The sequence below is a fragment of the Pseudomonas canadensis genome, from assembly GCF_000503215.1.
In the GTDB taxonomy this organism is placed as follows: Bacteria; Pseudomonadota; Gammaproteobacteria; order Pseudomonadales; family Pseudomonadaceae; genus Aquipseudomonas; species Aquipseudomonas canadensis.
Genome location: NZ_AYTD01000011.1, coordinates 391,111 through 413,215, shown reverse-complemented (window position 1 = coordinate 413,215; position 22,105 = coordinate 391,111). Strand labels below are relative to the sequence as shown.

The following is a 22,105-nucleotide window of genomic DNA, read 5'->3' as shown; positions in this document are numbered from 1 at the left end:
CCTCCTGCGGCTGGATGTGTGCCTGGTGCTCAGTTGAACGCCGGGCTGTATCTGGCCTGTTTCAGGAAACCCGTTGAGTTAAAGGCTGTGTATCGCAGTGAGCTCTGTACACACTGCGATACAAACCTTGCAGACGTTGAATTGAGAAGCCCCCAGTCACCCCTTCAGCAGCCGCTGCCAGGTAGGACGGATCGGCGGCTAAGACAGCACGATCTCATAGGGTTCACGCATTCTCTCCAGCAGCACCTGGGCCAGCATCGGTGCCAGGCCGATCTGCGGGTCGCCAGCCAACTGGCTGGCATAGGCATGGGCTGCATGGAGCTTGCGTGCGACGGTCCACGTGTCCAGACGCACCTTGCGTGCGCGTTGCCAGGGGATGATTGCGCCTTCCCGAGCGGGCCAGTGCCAGGCCCAGATCGGCAGTTCATACAGACGCGCGCTCACCAGGCTGCAGGCGTTGGCGCTGGCGCGGCCGACGGTTTCGTGGTCGTCATTGCCGTCATTGCGCCAAGTGCTGAACACGACATCGCCCGGTTGCAAGTAGCGCGCGATGAATTGGCTCAGTTGCGCCTCGCGGCCGGCGAGGGCATCGTCACAGAAGCCGCCGCGAATCCACTTCAGGCTGTGCAAGGGCATACCCAGGCGGCGTAGGGCCTCGACACTTTCCTGGGGCCGTACCACGCTCAGGCGGCTGGCGGGCCAGACGTCGGACCCTGGGTGGCTGGCGCTGCCATCGGTGATCGAGATGAGTTGCAGTGGATGCTCCAATGTACTGAGCAATTGCAGCAGGCCGCCACAGGCCAGCACTTCGTCACCGGGATGGGGGGCGATGATGACCACACGCGCGCCCGGTGGCACCAATGAGGACGGGGAGATAGGAGGGATTTGCGCCAACTGCGGGGCGCTGTTCCAGATTTGCTCGGGGCCGCGACGGCCGTCGCTTAAGGAAGCAAGCTTCATGGGGTGTCACATCCTTGTCGGTTGATGCTGGGTCGTGGTCCGTTGACGGGACGACACTCTTCTATCCACTACAGGCTCCGCCGCAGTGGCTGCATGGCACTCCACCCTTGGAACGCCAGCAAGGCGTCATCAGCATAGACAAGGATCTGTCGGTTTTACATTTTGTAATGTCGTTTTTTTCAAGTAGCGTGCATCAGGGTCTTCAAGTAATCACCGAAACCACCCTGGGCGCGGGCGTCCAGGCGCGCACTGGTGATCACCTGCGGGGTATGGCTCCAGGCGATGGAGGCGCCGCACAACTCCAGGTTACGCACCAATTGCACATCCTCATGGCACGCCAGGGGTTCGAAGCCACCGGCGCGGACATAGGCACCGGCGCTCACTCCCAGGTTGGCACCGTGGATATGCCGATGGCCGTCCCGCGCCTCGTAAGCCTGGTTATAGCGAATCTGCGCTGCAGAGTCGAAACCTTCACCCCAGGCGTCCACGGTGACCGTGCCACACACAGCATCGGCCCCTAGCGCCAATTGGGCCACCAGCCAATCAGGCGCCACGCGGCTGTCGGCGTCGGTGCAGGAGATCCAACGTGCACCCTGGTTGAGCAGATGCCGCGCGCCCACGCCACGTACGTGTCCCACGTTGCGCGCCTGGGCTTCCAGGCATTGCACTGGGTAGGCCTGGGCAATCACGGCGCTGTCATCGCTGCAACTGTCGAGTACAACCAAGACAGTCACTTCCTCACCCAGTAAACCTGGATGGCTGGCCGCGATCAATGCCGCGCTCAGGCAGTCCGCCAGCAAGGCCTGTTCATTATGTACCGGGATCAGAATGCCGATCATCGCAAGCCCTCTAGGGTGGCGACCGAAGTGCCGTCACGGCTCCACAAGTCGAGTAGGAAGTCGTGTTCGTGGTGGCTGCAGACGTTAGGCATGTCTAAACGCTGATGGAGCAGGGTGTGCACCTGCTCGGCGGTTTGTGGGCAACCTTCGATGTCGGGGCGCCAGTGACAGGCCAGCACTTGGCCGTTGTCGGTCAGCGAAGCGCGAGCACGATCTACCAGCGCGCTCAGGTCATCGCCGTCGAGGTAATAACACAATTCGCTAAATACGATCAGGTCGAACTGGCCCGCGGGCCACTGTTCGGGCAATCGACTTTGCTGCACCTCGGCATGCGCAAAGCCCAGCAAGCGACCGCGTGCCAGGGCGACGGCGGCCGAGGCTGTGTCGCAACACAGCAGGCGGTCACAGCGGGGCGCGAGTTCGAAGCTGAGTTCGCCATTGGCGCAACCGGGCTCGAACACCGAGGCATAACGTGGCCGGGTGAGCACCGCCAGGGTCAACGCGCGTTTGCGCCGTTCGTACCAGCGTTGGCGAAAGGCCCAGGGGTCGTCGTTATTGGCGAACAATTGGTCGAAATACGGTGTGGCCACACTCATACGAATACCACTTCAAAGGGCTGCAAGAGGCGCTCCACCACATAGGGCGCCAGCACGGGCGCCAGGCCGATCTGCGGATCACCCTCCAACTGGCTGGCGAAGGCATGGATGGCGTGGCGTTTGCGGGCTACCGCTTCACAGGTCAATGGAATCTTGCGGGCGCGGTACCAAGGCACCTGGTCATCCTCGGGCGTTGCCCAGTGCCAGGTCCACACCGGCAGTTCATACAGGGTTGCGCCGACCGCAAGGGAGGCCTTGGCGCTGGCACGGCCGACGGCTTCATGGTCGCAATGACCGTCTTCGCGCCAGGTGGTGAATACGACGTCGGTGGGTTTGAGGTAACGCTGGATAAACGCCGCGAGTTCATCCTCCCGCGCCGCCACCTTACTGTCGGTAAACCCCGCACGCAGCCATTTCAGGCTGTGCAGCGGCAAGCCGAGACGATGCAGCGCCTGGGCCGATTCCTGGGGGCGCACGACGCTCAAGCGCTCGACTGGCCAACGCCGCGAGCCGGGATGACTGGCGCTGCCATCGGTCACCGAAATCAGTTGGATCGGACGGCCAAGTGCCGCGAGCCCCTGCATCAAGCCACCACAACCCAACACTTCATCATCCGGATGGGGGGCGATGATCACCGCCCGGTGGCCTTCGGGAACCAATTGCGCAACGCTGATCGGCGGCAGCTCGGCCATCTTTGGCGATGCCTGCCAGCGATGCAGCGGCGTGCCTTGGCCAACGATTGGATTGGGTTTCATAACTGCCACCTCCCTGTGGGTTCGCCGGCGACCAACTCGCCAAGGCCGGCCAAGTCGCGCTCGGCGTGACTCTGGCGTACATACACCGGCAAGTCCGCCATCAACTGGGCGAAATGCGGATCCTTGCAGTACGGCCCCGCACCCACAGCGCGTCCGACGTGGTGAATCACTTGTTCGACGGTGTCCTCGATACAGGCCCGAGTCTGTTGCGCCAGCTCCCTGGCATTGGCCTCGGGTTCGCGGTCGACCTGTTCCGCGCTGGCGCGCAGTACACAAGCGGCGCTGTTCAGTGCGCTGTCGACCGCCCCGAGGTGGGCGAGGGCGTGGGGCTCGGGGCGTTTGCTGCACTGCTCACGCAGGGCTTCTGCCAGGCGTTGGGCCGCGCCGTACCAGCAGGCGGCAATGCCAATGCCGCCTTGCCAGAAACCGGGGCGCGCGAGGTAATCACCCGGTCCGCCCACGGCCAGCCCCCAGGCCTCGTCGAACACTATTTCCACACTGCCGGTGGCGGCCATGCCCACGGCGTTCCAACCTTCGTCCGTCACCACGATACCGGGTTGATCCATAGGCACCGCCACCAACTGCTGGCGGTCTTCTTCGTCCCAGGCCGTCAGCAAGCCATGGCTGACCACCGCCGCGCCGGAACACCAGGCTTTACGCCCTTGTACCTTCAGGCGATGGCCATCTTTGAAAACGCGCACCTTGGCGGTCGGGGGCTCAGCTGCCCACATGCCCCAAATGCTGCCCAAGGGGGGTAAGGGGCTATTGAGTTCGGCAATGATTGCCAACGCGTCGGTGTGGCCCTCGAACAGCTTGCACAAGCGCAGGTCATGGGCAGCCACCTGTGCCAAGCGGCTGAACCGTTCCAGGGTCTGACCGCTGCCCGGTAAGGGCAGTTGGTCCAGGCCTTCCTCCTGAAGCGCCTTCAGGGCCGCGCCCAGGGCTTGCGTGTCCGCGTAGCCCCGGTAGCCTTGAAGGAATCCATGCAGTGCCATTTCACACCTCGTCTTCACGCTGCAATTCAAACAGTAACAACGAACGCCCAGTCACCGCGTACTCATGATCAAAATCAAAGCGTTCCTGGCCGCGTACCGCCGGGGAGTTGGTGTCGAGCATGCAGGTCCAGAACTCGCCTTCGGGCACCGGCGGCAGGCGGAAATTGACCATGTCGTGGTGGGCATTGACCACCAGCAGCAAGGTGGCATCGGCGCCGGCACGGCGTATCCCGGTTTCCTGGGCGCGGCCATCCATCAACATGCCCAGGCAGCGGCCGTGGCTGTCTTGCCACTGTTCGGTGGTCATCTCATTGCCATCCGGCGCGAGCCAGGTGACGTCCTTCACGCCGATGTCTTCGTTGTAGTCGCCCACCAGAAAGCGCCCACGCCGCAGAATCGGATAAGCCAGGCGCAGCTTGATCAGACGCTTCACAAACTTGAGCAAGGCCTTGCCGTCGTCGTCCAGGTCCCAGTTGACCCAGCCGATCTCGCTGTCCTGGCAATAGGCGTTGTTGTTGCCGTGCTGGGTGCGTGCGAACTCATCACCGGCCACGATCATCGGCGTGCCTTGGGCGAGCAGGAGGGTGGCGAAGAAGTTGCGCATCTGGCGCAGGCGCAGTTCGTTGATTTCCGGATCGTCAGTCGGCCCTTCGACGCCATGGTTCCAGGACAGGTTGTTGTTACTGCCGTCCTGGTTGTTTTCGTCATTGGCCTCGTTGTGCTTGTCGTTGTACGACACAAGGTCGTGCAGGGTGAAGCCGTCGTGGGCGGTGATGAAGTTCACCGAACTGTAGGGACGACGGCCACGATGGTTGAACATCTCGCCCGAAGCGGTCATGCGCCCGGCAAAGTCCGCCAGTTGGCCGTCATCGCCTTTCCAGAAAGCACGCACGGTGTCGCGGAAGCGGTCGTTCCATTCCACCCAGCCCGGTGGGAAGTTGCCCACCTGATAACCGCCGGGGCCGCAGTCCCACGGCTCGGCGATCAATTTGAGCTGACGCAATACCGGGTCCTGACGACAAGCGACCAGGAAGCTGTGACGTTCATCGAAACCATCGCGGTAACGGCCAAGAATAGTCGCCAGGTCGAAGCGGAAACCGTCGACGTGCATCTCATTGGCCCAGTAACGCAGCGAGTCGGTGACCATCTGCAATACGCACGGATGGCTCAGGTCCAGGGTATTCCCGGTGCCGGAATCGTTGATGTAGAAACGCTTGTCATCCGGCATCAGGCGGTAGTACGAAGCGTTGTCGATACCGCGCATGGACAGGGTCGGGCCGCGCTCGTTGCCTTCGGCGGTGTGGTTGTAGACCACATCGAGGATCACTTCGAGCTTCTGCTCATGCAGGTGCGCGACCATCTCCTTGAACTCGGCGATCTTGCCGCTGGCCAGGTAGCGCGGGTCGGGGGCGAAAAACGCGATGCTGTTGTAGCCCCAATAGTTGGTCATGCCTTTTTGCAGCAAATGCTGGTCGTTGACGAAGGCATGCACGGGCAGCAGCTCGACTGACGACACACCCAACTGGCGAATGTGCTTGAGCACGTCGTCTTCCATTAAGCCAGCGCAGGTGCCGCGTACGGACTCGCCCACGGAAGGGTGGCGCATGCTGATCCCGCGCAGGTGGGTCTCGTAGATGATCGTGCGGTCCCACGGCACCCGCACCGGCTGGTCGTTGCCCCAGGTGTGTGCTGGGTCGATGACTTTGCATTTGGGCACGAAGGGTGCGCTGTCGCGTTCATCGAAACTGAGGTCGTCATCCGGGTGACCGATGGTGTAGCCGAACAGCGCCTCGGACCATTTCAATTCGCCCACCAGCTGCTTGGCATAGGGGTCGATCAGCAATTTGTTGTGGTTGAAACGGTGGCCGTTGGCGGGGTCATACGCACCGTACACACGGTAGCCGTAAATCAGCCCTGGGTGGGCGTCGGGCAGGTAGCCGTGGAAGGTTTCGTCGGTGTATTCCGGCAGTTCGATGCGCTCCAGCTCGACTTCGCCTGAATCATCGAACAGGCACAGTTCGACCTTGGTCGCGTTGGCCGAGAACAAGGCAAAGTTGACACCCAGGCCGTCCCAGGTCGCGCCAAGGGGGAAGGGCAAACCTTCACGAATCCGCGACGGCTCGTTGCCCGGCGTCGAAGGGGTTTTATCGGGTTTGCTCATTGAGTTGCTCCTGCAAAGGTCTTTTTTCGGGCCGAATGCGGCCGTGCTGACGAAATTTCAGCTGGGAGTCTGGAAGGTGAAATCACCTCTTGCCGACAGCGCCGGCAAGAGGTGAGGGGTCAAGGCTTGGGCTTTTTGGGCGCCGGTGGTTTTTTAGCGGCCGGTGGCGCCGGCTTGCTGGCCGCAGGCGCCGCTGGCTTGGCTTTCGCCTGCGGCTTGGGAGCGCTGGCCTTGGGCTTGGCCGCTGCCTTGGGCTTGCTTGGCGTCAGCGCTTCGGCTTCCGCCAGTTTGCGCGCCATCTCCCAGTGGCGTGCATCTTCACCATGGGGTTTGCCTTCGGACTCCCAGATCTGATGCGCCAGTTCGCGTATGCGTTTGTCTTCAGTACTCATCACAATGCTCCTCACAGAAAATTTTCAGCTTTCTTGATCATCAGGATTGATAAAGACATTGACCGGGAAATCCCCCAGGGCAGCGCTAACCAACAGCTCCTTGTCTGGTGTGACTGCACCTGTATGAAAAAGTCCCTTCCAGTTTTGCGTTGTGGCGGCGAACGGTAATTTCACCCGTGTATCGCCCCAAACCTGCGCATTGATCTGAGGGTGCACACCGTTTTCAAGCAGGTGATGGGGCCAGCGTGGCACCAACACCAGCAGGTACTTGCCCTGGTGTTCGCGAGAGAATGCGACCACCCGGTCAGCGTGCTCGCCGACCACTTCCAGCGGCGTGTAGGTGCCGCTGCGGAACACTTCAGGCAGGGCCTTGCGCAAGGCCAGCACCTGAGCAATCAACGCCTGTTTGATACGCCCGTCGCGCCAGTTGAACAACAGTTCGCCGATGTCCGGTGGGGTCGCCAGCGCCTGTTGCCGTGCGCTGAAATCCACCGGGCGACGGTTGTCCGGGTCTACCAGGCTGAAGTCCCAGAACTCATCGCCCTGGTACAGGTCCGGCACACCCGGCACGGTCATACGAAGCAAGGATTGCGCCAGGCTATTCAACGCGCCCGCCGGGGCAATCACCTGAGCGGCATTGCCGATGGCGGTACGCAGCGCGTGGCCTTCATCGCTGAGCAACAGCCGTGAAAGGAACGTTTCGACACCTTGTTCATAGGCTTCGTTGGGCGCGCTCCAGCTGCTCTGCAACTTGGCTTCGCGCAGGGCCTTTTGTTGCCACTGCCACAGGCGCTGCTGGTAGCCGTCAAACTCAGTGCCCTGATCCAACGGCCAACTACCGAGCAAGACTTGATAGAGGATCAATTCGTCGCCGGCCGAGGGCGCGGCGTCGGTTCGCAATGGAGCGGCCAGGGTGCGCCAGTGTTCCACCTGTTCAACAAACCACGGCGCGCACTCACTCAGCACCGCCAGGCGCGCACGGGTGTCTTCGCCGCGTTTGTGGTCGTGGGTGGCAGTCGCCAGGAGGTTGTCGGGGAAGGTCTGCAAACGCTGCTGGTTGACAGCATGAAAGTCGGCCAAGGGCGCGCTGAACTGCTCTGTGCTGAAGCCCACGTCGTTGCGCGACAGCAGTACCGCCGAGCGATAGAACGCGGTGTCCTCCACGGCCTTGGCGGCGGCGGGCGACGTCAATTGCTGGAAACGCACGCAAGCATGCTTGAGGATCTTGCGTTCACGGCCTACCGGGCGATTGCGCCAGGGTTGACCGCCCAACCATTTTTCCAGGTGATCGAGTACCGGCCAGTCGCCTTCGCCTAAGGTGGAGCGTGCGCCGTCCATGGCGTGTTGGAACACTTGGTCGTCAGCGTCGCTGCGGCCACGTGCGCTGATGTAGGTGCGGTACACCGGGAAATGCACGATCAGTTCCTGCAACGCGCGGCGGATGGCGCCTAGGGTCAGGTCGCGGGTCATCACATCGTCGCGGGCTACTTGCAGCAGGGCCTGGGCCACACTTTCGAAGTCGCCGCCGAGTGAGCCGTTGAGGATTTGCTGGCGCGCCAGTCGCGCTTCCTCGATGAAGGCCGAGGGCCGTTCGCTGTGACGGGTCCACAGTTCGGCCAAAGGTTCAAAACCGTCCGGGTGATGTTGCAGCAGCGACAGCTGGTTCATGAATTCGTAGCCGGTGGTGCCGTCCACCTGCCAGTCTTCGCGCAGTGTTTCGCCTTCACCGAGGATTTTTTCCACGAAGATCGGTAAATGCCGCTGCGGTGACAGCGAATCCACCCGGCGCCGCAGCTTGCGGCAATACCCGCGCGGGTCGGCCAGGCCGTCGATATGGTCGATACGCAGGCCATCCACCAAACCTTCGCTGATCAGTTCGAAAATCTTGCCGTGGGTGGCTTCAAATACGGCGGTGCGTTCCACGCGCAAGCCGCCCAGTTCATTGACATCGAAGAAGCGCCGCCAGTTGATATCGTCCGCTGCGGTGCGCCAACTGGCGAGTCGATAGGCCTGTTGTTCGAGCAGGTGGTGCAGGCGGTCAAAATCGAACGTCGCCAACTGTCTGTTGATGGCCTGGCGTACTTCGTCTTCAGTGGCCCGCTCGGCCAGGGCTTGTTTGAGCCAGGCGGCCTCGTGGTAAGCATCGTCCTGATAGGCCAGGGCGCTGAAGCGGTCGGACAAGGGCTTGAGTAATTCATCGCTACCCAAAATCACCGCGTAATCCCGTGGGCAGATCGGAAAGCGATGCTCGTAATGCTCGACGTAGAACGCGCCGTGGGTGGCATCGAACTGCAGGGTCACCGTGCCAGTCTGCAAGGCTTCACCGTAGTCGCTGCCGAGGAACGGCATCAGCAACTGGCCTTTGAGCAGCGGGTCGGGCGAGTGCCACTGGATATCGAAGAACTCGCTGTAGGGGCTCATGCGTCCCCATTCCAGCAGGTCCAGCCACCAGGGGTTATCCGCACCGCCCACGGCCATATGGTTGGAGACGATGTCGAGGATCAGCCCCATGCCGTGTTCACGCAACGCGGCGACCAGGCGGCGCAAGGCGGCTTCGCCACCCAGTTCAGGGTTGACGCGTGTGGGGTCCACCACGTCATAGCCGTGCATGGAACCGGCGCGGGCGCTGAGCAGCGGTGAAGCGTACAGGTGGCTGATGCCGAGGCGGGCGAAGTAGGGCACTAGGGGCACCGCGTCGTCCAGGGTAAAACCTTTATGAAATTGCAGGCGCTGGGTAGCGCGCAGGGGCAGTGCTTTCATCGGTCACGCTCATAGGCTTGGTTGCGCGCGACGGCCAACAGTTCGAGGCGGCGGGCGGCCCCGGCATTGTCGAGCAGGCTGGAGGCCTCACCCACAAAGCGACGGCGCCAATTGGGGTGGGTGTCGGTGGTACCGGGCAGGTTGGCCTGCTCCTCGACGCCGAGCGCATCCTCCAACGGCAACAGCACCAACGGTGCGCGGGTGTGGCCGAGGTAGCGCACGCTGGCGTCGATCATGTGGTCGGTCTCGTTGCGGATCTCATCGACGAAGTTCTGCGGGTCCTGGCTCAAGGCCTGACGCAGTGCCTGGCGTTCGCGCAGGCGGTGTTCGCTCCATTGCTCCACGGTAGGCGCATCGATAAGGCCGAGCTGGATGTTCCAGTCGATATCGCGGCTGTGCCACCAGCCGTTGAGCGTCGGCAAGTCGTGGGTGCTGGTGGTGGCCAGGGCGTTGTCCGTCCAGTCGAGGATCGGCTTGAACTGGCCGTCGTGGTTTTGCTCGAACAGCAACACGCGCATGCCGAGGATCGAGCGGGCGATGAGTTTTTCGCGCAGGCCGTCCGGCACCGTGCCCAGGTCTTCACCGAGCACGATGGCTTGGTGGCGATGGGATTCCAGGGCCAGCAGGCGCAACAGGTCGTCCACTGGGTAATACAGGTAGGCGCCTTCACGCGGCGAGGCGTCCATGGGCATCACCCACAGGCGTTGCAGGCCCATCACGTGGTCGATACGCAGGCCACCGGCATGGGCGAAGTTGGCGCGCAGCATCTCGATAAAGGCGCGGAAGCCGTTGCGCTTGAGGCCTTCAGGCGAGAACGCGGAGATACCCCAGCCTTGCCCGGCGCGATTGAGAATGTCGGGTGGCGCGCCCACGGTCAGGTCCGCGAGCAGTTCATCCTGACGACTCCAGGCTTGGCTGCCGCCGCCGTCGGCGCCCACCGCCAGGTCGGCGATCAATCCGACGCCCATGCCGCTGCCGCGAGCGGCTTGTTGCGCGCGCTCCAGGCAGCGGGCGATCAGCCATTGGCTGAAGGCGAAGTAGCCGATCTCATCCTGGTTTTCTGCGGCAAAGGCTGCGAGTGCCGGACTCTGTGGGTTGCGCCAGTCTTCGGGCCAGTGGCGCCAGTCAAGATCCTCACCTTTGGCGGCGCGCGCGGCTTGCACCGCTTCGAAGCGGCAATGGTTTTCCAGCGCTTCACCACCGGCCTGGCGGAAACTCAGAAAATCGGCGTGTTGTGGATGCTGGCCGTGGCGGAAGTCTTCGTACAGCTTCCGCATCAGACGCTGCTTGGCCTTGGCAGCTGTGGGCCAGTCGATCAGGCTGTGTTGTTCCAGGTCGTGCAGTTCATCCGTCAGGCCGAGGGATTCAATGGCGTTGCGCACTTCGCGCTCACCCAAGATGCAACCCGGCGAGGCGTACAAGCTGTTGAGGAACAAGCGACTGGAGGGCGAATACGGGCTGTAGCGCTCGGTGTCGGCGCTGAACATGGCGTGCATCGGGCTGATTGCCAAGGCATCGGCACCGCGTTCGGCAGCCGAACGGGCCAGATGTTCCAGGGCCAGGGTATCGCCAAAACCGCCATCGCCCAGGCGGCGCAAGCTATACAGTTGCGCGCTGAGGCCCCAGGCACGGGCGGGGCGACTGTCGACGGCTTCGGCGACGCTGTAGCAGTGGGTGGGGGCGACGGCCAGGGTGAACGTCTGCCCGGCGATATGCACTTGGTGATAACCCAGGGCGATGACGCCGGGCAACACCGCGTCGCCATCGAGGCGCAGCTCCAGGGTTTCACCGTCTTCGAGGCTGACCCGGCACAGGGTGTCCGGGTCAAAGTAACGGGCCAGATCCAGGCTTTCGCCGCTGTCGATGGTCATCAACGGTGGCAGGTGTTTGTCTTGTTGTGCCTGCTCCAGTTCAAGCAGGCTGGCGTCGATCTCTGCATCGCTGTCGGCCGGGTGGCCCAGGCCTTTGAGAACGGCGCGCAAAGCGTCGGGTTTCACACGTTGCGGGCGGCCGTTTGCGTCGATCCAATCGACGGCCAGGCCCGCTCGGCTGGCGAGGATTTCCAGGTTCGCTTCGCTCAAGGGTGCTCTCCAACAGGGGATAGGGTAACGCGTGCGCTACACGCCAGCAGCTGGGCGCCGAGGTTGGCAGGCGTTTCGAAAAGGACAGCGCCCGCCGCTGGGTGATCCAGCGGCGCGGCACTCAGGTTGAGGTCGATCTGCAACAGGCTGCCGTTACCCAGGCGCCAGCGTGCGCTGACGGCCCCCTCGGCCAGCACCTGCGCACCCAGCGCGAGGCTGCCCGGCAAGTGCGGCACGATATGGTGGTGGCGCAGGTTCAGCAGTTGGCGGTAGAGCTGGGCGTGCGGGTTGTCGGTAAACGACGGGGCCGATTGTTCAAAGGTGGTCGCGTCGTTGGGATCGGGAATGCGTTCACGTCGTTCCGGGTCCTTGAACGCGGCGAAATCAGCAAACTCATTGCGCCGTCCTTCACGTACCGCTTCGGCCAACTCGCCGTGATGGTCGGTGAAGAACAGGAATGGCTCGCTGGCGTTGACTTCGTCGCCCATGAACATCAGCGGGATCATCGGTGACAGCAACAGGAGGGTGGTCGCCGCGTTCAACGCTTGCGGCGAGCACAGCTGATGCAGGCGCTCGCCCAGGGCGCGGTTGCCGATCTGGTCATGGTTCTGCAAAAACGCCACAAACGCGCTTGGCGGTAGGTGCCCACTGGGTTCGCCGCGTTCATGACCATGCCGGGTGGTATGCCCCTGGAAGATGAAGCCTTCGCCCAGGCAGCGCGCCAATTTGGCGGTAGGCTCTTCGGCGAAGTCACTGTAGTAGGCGTCGGTTTCGCCGGTCAGCAGTACGTGCAGGACGTTATGAAAGTCATCATTCCATTGCGCGTCAAAATCGTGTTGGAGCAGGCTGGCTTGATTGAGCTCGTTTTCCAGCATCAGCCAGACGTGTCGGCCGGTGTCGATTTGTTCGCGAACGCGGTGAGCCAGTTGTTTCAGAAAATCCGGGTTGTCGATGGCATGTACCGCGTCCAGGCGCAGGCCGTCGAAACGGTATTCCAGCAGCCACATCAAGGCGTTATCCAAGAAGAAATCCCGCACTTCACGCCGGTCGAAGTCGATACCGGCGCCCCAGGGCGTGTGCACGTCTTCCTGGAAGAAACCTTTGGCGTACTGGCCGAGGTAGTTGCCGTCGGGGCCGAAGTGGTTGTAAACCACGTCGAGGATCACCGCCAGGCCGTGTTCGTGGGCGCTGTCGATCAGGTGCTTGAGTTGATCAGGCGTGCCGTAGGAAGCCTGGGGGGCATAGGGTAGGACGCCGTCATAGCCCCAGTTGCGTTCGCCGGGGAATTGCGCCAGCGGCATCAATTCAATCGCGGTCACACCCAGCTCGGCGAGGCGTGGCAGGTGCTTCTCGACGCCGGCGTAGCCGCCCATTGCGCCGACATGCAGCTCATAAATGACGGCTTCGTGCCAGGGACGGCCTTGCCACTGGCTGTGGCGCCATTGATAGGCGAGGGGATCGACAACTAGGCTCCAACCGTGCACATCCGAGGCCTGGGCCCTGGAGGCAGGGTCGGGTACATCCACTTCCCCGTCGATATTGAAGCGGTAGCGCGTGCCCGCCGGGCACGCTATTTCGGTTTCAAACCAGCCATCCGCCTGCGGCAGCATGGCAATGGACTTGCCGTTTTCCAATTCAACGCTGACATAAAACGCGTCTGGCGCCCACAAGGCAAAACGCGTGTGTTGCGCGTCCAGCATGATTGCGCCGTGGGGCCAGGTTTCCAGAGTCCGTAACGGCATCTATAGAGACCTCCCGTTGATTATTTAGCGGATTTCCCCAAGGCCTTGGCCACAAGCTGTTCGTACAGTTCGGCGTAGGGTTCCACCGCCTGGCTCCAGTTGAACGGTTGCGTCATCGCTCGGCAGCGCATGGCATTGAGCAGGCCAGGGTAGGCAAACACCTTGAACGCGCGGCTCAAGGCTTCTTTGTAACTCTCGACTGTGGATTCATTGAACAGGAAGCCTGTCACGCCATTTTCGATGGTGTCGGCCAAGCCGCCGGTATTACGCGCAACGGGCAGCGAGCCGAAGCGCTGGGCGTACATCTGGCTCAGGCCGCACGGCTCGTAGCGCGATGGCATCAGCAGGAAGTCACTGCCGGCGAACATGCGCCGGGCATCGGTCTCGTTGAAGCCGATACGCACACCGATCTGCCCAGGGAAGCGCAGCGCCAGTTCACGCATGGCGTTTTCTTCTTCCGGCTCGCCGCGACCGATGATCGCGATCTGCCCACCTTGCTCGACAATAAAGCTGGCCACGGCTTCGGTCAGGTCGAGGCCTTTTTGAAACACCAGGCGTGAGACCACGGCGAACAGCGGGCCGGTGGATTCACTCAGGCCAAACAGCTCGCGCACTTGGGCCGCGTTGACCGCTTTGCCTTCCCAGTCGCCGATGTTGAAGTTGTGGGTCAGGTGCGGGTCGGTGGAGGTTTCCCAGCTGTCTTCAATGCCGTTGGGAATGCCGCTGAGCAAGCCTTGCTGGGTCTTGCTGGCAAGAAAGCCATCAAGGCCGCAGCCGAATTCCGGCGTGGTGATTTCCCGGGCGTAGGTGGCGCTCACCGTGGTGATGTGGCTGGAATACGCCATGCCGGCCTTGAGGTACGACATCTTGCCGTAGAACTCCATGCCTTCCTGCTGCAAGGCGTGGGGTGGAATGCCCAGTTCCGGCGTCGAGGCCAGGCTGATCACGCCCTGATAAGCCAGGTTATGAATGGTGAACAGCGTCGGCGTGCGTGACCCACGCCAGTGCATGTATGCCGGCGCCAGGCCAGCGGGCCAGTCGTGGGCGTGCACCAGGTCCGGGCACCAGTGGATTTGCGCAAGGTTGGCGGCCATGTCGGCGGCGGCCAGGCCCAGGCGGGCGAAACGAATGTGGTTGTCCGGCCAGTCGCGGCCGTTATTGGCGCCGTAGGGTGTGCCTTCGCGCTCGTACAGCTCGGGGCAGATCAGGACATAAATGACCAGGCCGTCCTTGAGGTCCATGCGCCCGATCTTGCACGGCGGCAGCGCGGCGTGGCCACCCAGCTCACCGATGATATGGATCGGGTTATCGCTCTCCATCACCTGCGGGTAACCGGGAATCAACACCCGCACGTCGTGCAGGTGGGCCATGGCGCGGGGCAGGGCCGCGGACACGTCGCCCAGGCCGCCGGTTTTCACCAGGTCGGCAAATTCAGAGGTCACGAACAGGACTTTCTTGCGATTAGGATTCTGACTCACGATCGGCCGCACAGTGGTGGGCAGGTCGACCAACGAAGGTCCCCCTACCGGCTGACTGACACGCTCTCCCTGAATATCTACAGCGGCACTGATCATAGTTCTCTCCCACATGTTGGTCGGCTAATGGCCCGCTGCCATTAGCTCCGATGGCCACATCCTGCGGCCAGGCGCACAAGCACTGTACAAACTGGCAAGGCGTATGCCAGTTGCACGGTTAGCCAAAAAAGATTGGATGGACGGGCATTTCGCGTGAACCACGCGTGCACGCCTTACCTTAAAACTGGACCTACGGCAGAGTTGGAAAGTTTCGATTTTTTGCGGGGTTTTTGTTTTCGAACGGACCCATCGGTCATGAGTCTAGGACAGATCCTAGAGCGCGTAGGGTTTCTGGGGGAATTTTGTAGGACAAAAACTTGTAACCATATGCTCTCGTAGAAAACACCGGTATGCAGGGAGCAGGCTTGCCCTGCGCTGGAGTGCGAAGCGCTCCCGACCGGATCTCGACATCAGCGCCGCTTAGCGCCCCAGCGCAGGGCAAGCCTGCTCAACACAAGGTTCAGTGAACACCAAGCGGGTGCGGGTTGCCCTTGAATGGTGCGTCAGCCCAGCACGCGAATGGGCACGCCGCTCGCCCACGCGTGAATATCTTCGATCATCTGCGCGTAAAACTGCCGGTAATTCTGTTCACTCACATACCCCACATGCGGCGTCGCCAGCACATTGGGCAGGCGGCGGAAGGGGTGATCCACCGGCAACGGCTCCTCGGCATACACATCCAGCGCCGCTCCCGCCAAGCGACCGTTTTCCAACGCCTGCACCAGCGCCGACTCATCCACAATCGGCCCGCGCGCCGTATTGACCAAGCGAGCGCTTGGTTTCATCCAGCTCATTGCTTCGGCATCCACCAACCCACGGCTGCGGTCGCTGAGCACCAGGTGGACGGTGAGAATATCCGCCTGTTCAAACAACGCTTGCTTGCTGACCCAGGTCACGCCCGATTCCGCCGCGCGTTCCGGCGTGAGGTTTTCACTCCAGGCAATCACCCGCATGCCGAACACCTGGGCAAACTGGGCCACTTTCTGGCCGATGCTGCCGAGGCCGAGAATGCCTAGGGTCTTGCCATGCAGGTCACCGCCCAGGCCAATCTGCCAGTGGCCGGCGCGCAAGGAATTGGCCTCGGCCAGCAGATTGCGGGTGGAGGCCATGATCAGCGCCCAGGTCAATTCCGGCGCAGCGTGTTTATAGCTGTCGGTGCCGCAGACCGTGATGCCCAGCGCCTTGGCCGCAGGAATGTCGATGGCCGCGTTGCGCATGCCGCCAGTGACCAGCAATTTAAGTTTGGGCAGACCTTGCAGCAGGGTCTTGTCGAAGGTCGAGCGTTCGCGCATCACGCAAATCACCTCGAAGCTCTGCAAACGCTCGATCATGGCGGCGGTACCGGCCGGGTAATCGTGCAGGAAATGCACCTGGCCCACGGCCTCAAGCACCGACCAATCCACCACGCCACTGGCCACATTCTGCCAATCATCAATGACTGCAATCTGTACCGACATTCACGAGTGCCTCGAAAAAGGTTGGATTAAAGGGCGTTCAAACCCTGCAACAGCGCTTTATGAAACTGGGCCGGTTCCTCCATCTGCGGTGCATGCCCCAAGCCCGGGAACTCCACCAGGGTTGCATGGGGAATCAACTTGGCCACTTGCTTGCCCAACACGGCATAGTTGCCGAGCTTGGCCTTGACTGCCGGCGGTGCAACGTCCTTGCCAATAGCGGTGTTATCGGATGTGCCGATCAGCAGCAGTGTGGGCATTTGCAGGTTCTTGAACTCGTAGTACACCGGCTGGGTGAAGATCATGTCGTAAATCAACGCCGAGTTCCATGCGACCAGGGTATGCCCCGGGCCGTTGCTCAGGCCGGCGTACATGTCTACCCAACGCTCGTACTCGGGCTTCCAGCGTCCGACGTAATAGGTGTTGAGTTGGTAGTTGCGAATGCCGTCGGCGCTGACTTTCAGTTCACGCGCATACCATTGGTCGACGGTGAGCGACGGCACGCCCAGCGCCTTCCAGTCTTCCAGGCCAATCGGGTTGACCATCGCCAGCTGTTCGGTCTGCTCGGGGTACATCAGCGCATACCGGGTGGCGAGCATGCCACCGGTGGAATGACCAATAACGGTGGCCTTTTGAATGCCGAGTTTTTCCAGCAGTTGATGGGTGTTGGTCGCCAACTGCTGGAAACTGTATTGATAATGGTCGGGCTTGCTGGAGCTGCAAAAACCGATCTGGTCCGGCGCAATGACCCGGTAACCGGCGTCGCTCAGGGCCTTGATCGAGCCTTCCCAGGTGGCGCCGCAGAAGTTCTTGCCGTGCATCAGCACCACGCTGCGGCCGTTGGCCTGCCCTTTGGCGGGCACGTCCATATAGCCCATCTGCAGGGACTTGCCCTGGGATTGAAAGTCGAAATGCTTGAGTGGATAGGGGTATTCAAAGCCTTGCAGCTCGGGGCCATAGGTGGCAGCGAAGGCGGGTGCGGTACTGGCGGCGAGCAGGCCGGCGATGCAAAAAGCGCGGATCAGAGGCATTGGCAAGGCTCCGAGAAGGGTGCTCGGATGCTGTTGCGGGGCGATTAACTGGGGATTAACACCCAGTGCAAGGTCACGGCAGCGAGTACGCCATAACGCAGGCTTTTGGCCAGCGTCACCAGCAGCAGGAATCGCCACAACGGCTCACGCATCACCCCGGCCACCAAGGTGAGTGGGTCGCCAATGATTGGTACCCAGCTAAGCAACAACGTCCAATGGCCCCAGCGCTCGTAATGGTAACGAGCCTTGTCCAACTGCTTGTCACTGACGGGAAACCAGCGCCGCCCCTTGAAGTGCTCAACCCAACGCCCCAACCACCAGTTCACCACGGAGCCCAGCACATTGCCCAGCGTGGCAGCGCCCAGCAGCAGCCACAGGCTGTAATGCCCGCTGAGCAGCAGGCCCACCAGCACGGCTTCCGATTGCAGAGGCAACAGCGTCGCGGCGCCAAACGCCGCGAAGAATAACCCTAGATAGCCGGCGATCATTGCGCCGGGTATTGCGCCACCACCACGTCTTTGCCTTCACGGGTCAGGCCGATGACTTGATAGTCCTCGCTGCGGCCTTCGACTTCCATGCCCGGTGAGCCCATGGGCATGCCCGGCGCGGCGACGCCCAGCAGGTCATCGCGATTGCGCAACGCCAGCACCTGTTCGGCGGGCACGTGGCCTTCGACGAACTTGCCGTCGATCACGGCGGTGTGACACGAACCCAGGCGCGGCGCCACGCCCAGGCGTTGCTTGACGGCGCTCATGTCGGCTTCGACGTGGTCATTGACCTTGAAACCGTTGCTTTCCAGGTGACTGATCCATTTTTTGCAGCAACCGCAGTTGGCGTCACGGTGCACGTCGATGGGAATCAGGTCGGCGGCCTGGGCCAGGGTGGTGGTGAACAGGGCTGACAGCAGGGCCAGGCGCAATGTGGTTTTCATAGGAACTCGCGTGTAGGAGAAGGCCGTCGGGATGGCGGCGATCATGACGCTGTCATCGCAGGCAAGCCAGCGCCTACCGGTTGGGAATGTTTCCAAATTATACGAAGGGAGGGTTTTCCAAGCGGTGCTTGAGCTGGTCCAGGGCAATGGTAGACAACTCGATCATGCGTTCATGCAAGGTGGCCAGTTGCAGCTCGGTCTCGTAGGTCAGCACCCGCTTGAACAGCGTGCCGCCCTGATGAGGCAGCAGGTAGTAGTGAATGGAGCCATCAACGGCCAGGGAGGTGAACACCGTCTTGAACTCGCCAGGGCGCCGGGCGATCTGCACGCGGTAACTCATGGGCACGCGCACCCCCAGCAAGTCAATGAACTCGGTAAAACGTGCACCGGCAGGCAATGAACCGGCGTTGCCGGTATCGGCGCTGAGGGACGTGGGGTGCCATTCGTGCCAGCGATCCGGTTGGGTCACATACTCGTAGACGGCTTCGATAGGGGCTCGGATAAAGCGTTCCTGACTGATCCGCTCCAAACGGACCGACTGCTCGGCAGCTCGCATGGCACACCTCCTGTGTTGCGACTAGGAGCTGTCAGAATAGTCCCACTCCCGCACATTGCACGGGAGTGTTTCAGCCGTTTATCAGCGCACCTTGAATCGACCCATCAAGGCAATCACCCGGCCATTCGCCTCCAGCAGGCTTTGGGTATTGGTTTCGGTGGCATGGCCGCTCTGCACCAGTTCTTCGACCATTTGTCGGATCTGCACCATGCTGCGGTTGATCTCCTCGGTCACCGCGCTCTGCTGCTCGGCCGCCGTGGCGATCTGGGTGCTGAGGTTGTTGATATGGCTGACCGAACCGGCCATTTCATCCAGGCCAGTGTTTACCCGTGCCGTGGCATCCGCCGCCGACTGGCAACTGGCCTGGGTGTTTTCCATGGCGGCCACCGAGGAGCTGACGCCCGCGGTCAGGCGCGTGAGCATGTCGTTGATCTGCGAGGTGCTGGCCTGGGTGCGGGCAGCCAGCGCACGCACTTCATCGGCCACCACCGCAAAGCCCCGGCCTTGCTCGCCAGCACGCGCGGCTTCAATCGCCGCGTTGAGGGCGAGCAGGTTGGTCTGGCCGGCAATCGCACCAATCACACCGAGGGTTTCAGTGATGCGTGCGGCGTCCTGGCGCATGTTTTCCACGCTGTGGGTGGCGCTGGACACTTCGCCGATCAAGGCGCTGACGCTGGTGGATGCTTCACCCACCACCACGCGGGAGCGGTCGGCATGCTCGTTGGCGCGCTGGGTGAACGCGGCGGTTTCGGCGGCGTTTTGCGCGACGGTGTCGGCGGTGGAGCTCATTTCGGTAATGGCGGTGACCGTCTGATCGGTCTCCGAGGCATGTCGCACCAGGATCTGATTGGTGTGCGCCGAGGTCCGTTGCAGTTGCTCAAGGCTCGACGACATGGCGCCGGTGGCCTGGGTCACTTCACCAATCATGTTCTGCAGGTAGACGATAAAACGGTTCACTGAGTGGCCAATGGCGCCTAGCTCGTCTTCGGCACGGATGGTGATGCGTCGCGTCAGGTCGGCATCGCCGGCAGACAGCGCGTCGATATTGGATTTCAGCGATTTCATGCGCTGCACCAGTTGGCGGATCGCATACACCGCGAGCAGCACCAGCAGCAACACCATGGGGATTTGCAGCAGAGCCAGGGTGCCGAGTACGTCATCGCGCTGTGCAGTGATCAGCGAGGTAGACAGGGCGGTGGCGAGGAACCACGGCGTGCCACCGATCGGGCGCATATAGAAAGTGCTGGCCACGCCCTGATTGTCGAACTCGCTACGCTGCAGCGCCTGGTCTCGATTGGTCAGGGCCTTGCTGACCTGGGCGGCAAACGCCGAGGTGCCGGTGAGTTCGCTGATGTTTTTCAACACCACCGGGCCGCTGATGCGCGAACTGTTGCTGATGATCTTGCCGTCGCCCTCGAAGATCAGCATTTGCCCGCCGATGTCTTTTTCTTTACTGGCTACCAAGTCATTAAAGAAGCCCAGGGTCACGTCGATGGTGGCGACGCCGTACGGCACGCCGTCGCGCTGGATTGCCATGGCGCAGTTGGTGCGTGGCTCCTGGCTGGCGTCGTCCTTATAAGCGGCCGCCCAGGCGCACTGGCCACGCGGGGAGGCCAGGCCGCCTTTGTACCAGCTCTGGTCGTAATAGTTGGGGGCGGGGTCGCTGTTCCAGAAAGTGTTGACTGCCAGTTTGCCCGAAGCATCCCGGTGCCAGAACGTGCTGTGCTTGTTGCGCCCCGGTGTGCGCTGGTTGGGCAGCGGCCAGATCCCGCCACCGAAGACTTTCAGCTCGCCGTACTGGTCGACCAGGCCAGGCAGGACCTTGTCGATGGCATCGCTGTCGAGCAACGGGATGGTCTGGGTGATGCTGCGTTGCTGGGACTGAACCTTGTTCAGCTCGCCCTGGATCTGTTCAGCCACCTCGGCGATGCGGTTGAGCACCACCTGTTCTTCGGTGTGACGCAACGTGGGCGCGACCAACTGGCCGATGCCCACTACGGTCAACACAAATAACACCAGGACGAACAGCACCAGGAACAGGGTATAGCGGGCTTGGATGGAGCGCAGTGGGGGCATGGGGTCGTCCTTACGAAGCATTTATCACCGACGTGGCTTTGTTGGAGCTTCGTCGGGCTATCGGCTTGGCGAGGAGGAGCTTTAGGTACGGTCGTGCAAGAAAACGAGCGCCTGGCGAGGGCGCTCCTTCGGTCAGATATCCAGCATGGCCATTACCGCTTCCGGGTAACGCAGGCCAGCGGTTGCCTCGACAGGGAAGATCGCTTCCAGCGCCGCCAATTCGGCCGGGCTGAGGCTGATCTCGAGGGCGGCAACGTTCTCTTCCAAGTACTTGCGCTGCTTGGTGCCGGGAATCGGAATAATGAAGTCACCCTGCGCCAGTACCCAGGCCAGCGCGAGTTGACCGGCACTCACGCCTTTGTCGGCGGCCAGTGCCTGCACTCGCTTGACCAGTTCCAGGTTCTTGCCGAAGTTTTCGCCCTGGAAACGCGGGCTGAAGCGGCGGTAGTCATCGGCACTAAAATCATCCGGACTTTGCAGGGCGCCGGTGAGGAAACCACGCCCCAGCGGGCTATAAGGCACAAAAGCAATGCCCAGACGTTGGCAGGCGGCGAGGCAGCCGTTGTGTTCCTGATCGCGGCTCCACAGCGAATATTCGCTTTGCAGGGCGCTGATGGGATGCACGTTATGGGCCCGTTCCAAGGTCGCGGCGGACGCTTCGCTCAATCCCAGATAACGCACTTTGCCTTGTTGCACCAACTCGGCCATGGCGCCGACGGTTTCTTCGATGGCGACATCCGGGTCGATGCGGTGCTGGTAGTACAGGTCCAGTGTGTCGACGCCGAGGCGTTGCAGCGTGCCGTCAATCGCCTTGCGAATGTACTCGGGGCGACCGTTGACGCCACGCAACGCCGGGTTGGCCGGGTCGCGCACAATGCCGAATTTGCTGGCCAGGAACACTTGGTCACGTTTACCCGTGATGGCTTTGCCGATCAGTTCTTCATTGGTGTGCGGGCCGTAGATGTCGGCGGTATCCAGAAAGTTGACACCGAGTTCCAACGCGCGGTGCAGGGTCGCGGTGGCTTCCCGGGTGTCGCTGCCGGGCGTGTAGAAATCGCTCATGCCCATGCAGCCGAGGCCGATGGCGGAGACGAGGGGACCGTTGGTACCGAGTGGACGGGTGTGCATGGGGTCAGCTCCTGGTTGGGAAGGCCTGCATTGTCACGCTCGACAAAATCGGGATAAACCGGCTAAAAGCACTA

18 protein-coding genes are annotated in these 22,105 nt (G+C 61.9%); all 18 read right to left on the bottom strand.

The window, feature by feature from the left end:
* Positions 1-198 precede the first annotated feature (198 nt).
* Positions 199-960: a PIG-L deacetylase family protein gene (locus U367_RS0107000; protein ID WP_028616299.1), complete on the bottom strand. Its 762-nt coding sequence runs from the start codon at positions 958-960 to the stop codon at positions 199-201.
* A 179-nt stretch (positions 961-1,139) separates the two neighbouring features.
* Positions 1,140-1,799 (bottom strand): glycosyltransferase, encoded by a 660-nt coding sequence (locus U367_RS0106995; protein ID WP_028616298.1) that lies wholly within the window; start codon positions 1,797-1,799, stop codon positions 1,140-1,142.
* Entirely contained in the window at positions 1,796-2,395 is a 600-nt protein-coding gene (locus U367_RS01000000129925) for an SAM-dependent methyltransferase (RefSeq protein WP_032864145.1), read from the bottom strand. The genes U367_RS0106995 and U367_RS01000000129925 overlap by 4 nt, the downstream gene beginning before the upstream one ends.
* Positions 2,392-3,150 carry a PIG-L deacetylase family protein gene (locus tag U367_RS0106985; RefSeq protein WP_028616297.1) on the bottom strand — a complete coding sequence of 253 codons (759 nt, stop codon included), beginning with the start codon at positions 3,148-3,150 and terminating at the stop codon, positions 2,392-2,394. The genes U367_RS01000000129925 and U367_RS0106985 overlap by 4 nt, the downstream gene beginning before the upstream one ends.
* The gene (locus U367_RS0106980) at positions 3,147-4,145 is read right to left on the bottom strand and encodes an acyl-CoA dehydrogenase family protein (RefSeq protein WP_028616296.1); all 999 of its coding nucleotides are present in this window, start codon (positions 4,143-4,145) and stop codon (positions 3,147-3,149) included. Before U367_RS0106980 ends, U367_RS0106985 begins: the two co-directional genes overlap by 4 nt.
* A gap of 1 nt (position 4,146) precedes the next feature.
* Complete coding sequence (glgX, locus tag U367_RS0106975) at positions 4,147-6,306, bottom strand: glycogen debranching protein GlgX (RefSeq protein WP_028616295.1); 2,160 nt, start codon at positions 6,304-6,306, stop codon at positions 4,147-4,149.
* A 119-nt stretch (positions 6,307-6,425) separates the two neighbouring features.
* Complete coding sequence (locus U367_RS0106970) at positions 6,426-6,698, bottom strand: DUF2934 domain-containing protein (RefSeq protein ID WP_028616294.1); 273 nt, start codon at positions 6,696-6,698, stop codon at positions 6,426-6,428.
* A gap of 24 nt (positions 6,699-6,722) precedes the next feature.
* The gene (locus U367_RS0106965) at positions 6,723-9,458 is read right to left on the bottom strand and encodes a malto-oligosyltrehalose synthase (RefSeq protein ID WP_028616293.1); all 2,736 of its coding nucleotides are present in this window, start codon (positions 9,456-9,458) and stop codon (positions 6,723-6,725) included.
* The gene (gene malQ / locus U367_RS0106960) at positions 9,455-11,539 is read right to left on the bottom strand and encodes a 4-alpha-glucanotransferase (protein ID WP_028616292.1); all 2,085 of its coding nucleotides are present in this window, start codon (positions 11,537-11,539) and stop codon (positions 9,455-9,457) included. Before malQ ends, U367_RS0106965 begins: the two co-directional genes overlap by 4 nt.
* Positions 11,536-13,281, bottom strand: coding sequence for a malto-oligosyltrehalose trehalohydrolase (gene treZ, locus U367_RS0106955; protein ID WP_028616291.1), 1,746 nt, complete (start codon positions 13,279-13,281; stop codon positions 11,536-11,538). Before treZ ends, malQ begins: the two co-directional genes overlap by 4 nt.
* A gap of 20 nt (positions 13,282-13,301) precedes the next feature.
* On the bottom strand, positions 13,302-14,855 hold the full coding sequence (gene glgA / locus U367_RS0106950) for a glycogen synthase GlgA (RefSeq protein ID WP_073860001.1): 1,554 nt from the start codon (positions 14,853-14,855) through the stop codon (positions 13,302-13,304).
* A gap of 503 nt (positions 14,856-15,358) precedes the next feature.
* The gene (locus U367_RS0106945; protein WP_028616289.1) at positions 15,359-16,312 is read right to left on the bottom strand and encodes a D-2-hydroxyacid dehydrogenase family protein; all 954 of its coding nucleotides are present in this window, start codon (positions 16,310-16,312) and stop codon (positions 15,359-15,361) included.
* Between the two features lie 26 nt (positions 16,313-16,338).
* The gene (locus U367_RS0106940) at positions 16,339-17,340 is read right to left on the bottom strand and encodes an alpha/beta fold hydrolase (protein WP_028616288.1); all 1,002 of its coding nucleotides are present in this window, start codon (positions 17,338-17,340) and stop codon (positions 16,339-16,341) included.
* 44 nt (positions 17,341-17,384) lie between these two features.
* Entirely contained in the window at positions 17,385-17,828 is a 444-nt protein-coding gene (locus U367_RS0106935) for a YqaA family protein (RefSeq protein WP_028616287.1), read from the bottom strand.
* Positions 17,825-18,271: a DUF411 domain-containing protein gene (locus U367_RS0106930; RefSeq protein WP_028616286.1), complete on the bottom strand. Its 447-nt coding sequence runs from the start codon at positions 18,269-18,271 to the stop codon at positions 17,825-17,827. The genes U367_RS0106935 and U367_RS0106930 overlap by 4 nt, the downstream gene beginning before the upstream one ends.
* A gap of 97 nt (positions 18,272-18,368) precedes the next feature.
* Positions 18,369-18,827 carry an SRPBCC family protein gene (locus U367_RS0106925; protein WP_028616285.1) on the bottom strand — a complete coding sequence of 153 codons (459 nt, stop codon included), beginning with the start codon at positions 18,825-18,827 and terminating at the stop codon, positions 18,369-18,371.
* An 81-nt stretch (positions 18,828-18,908) separates the two neighbouring features.
* Positions 18,909-20,903: a methyl-accepting chemotaxis protein gene (locus U367_RS0106920; protein ID WP_028616284.1), complete on the bottom strand. Its 1,995-nt coding sequence runs from the start codon at positions 20,901-20,903 to the stop codon at positions 18,909-18,911.
* Between the two features lie 132 nt (positions 20,904-21,035).
* On the bottom strand, positions 21,036-22,031 hold the full coding sequence (locus U367_RS0106915; protein WP_028616283.1) for an aldo/keto reductase: 996 nt from the start codon (positions 22,029-22,031) through the stop codon (positions 21,036-21,038).
* Between the last annotated feature and the right edge of the window lie 74 nt (positions 22,032-22,105).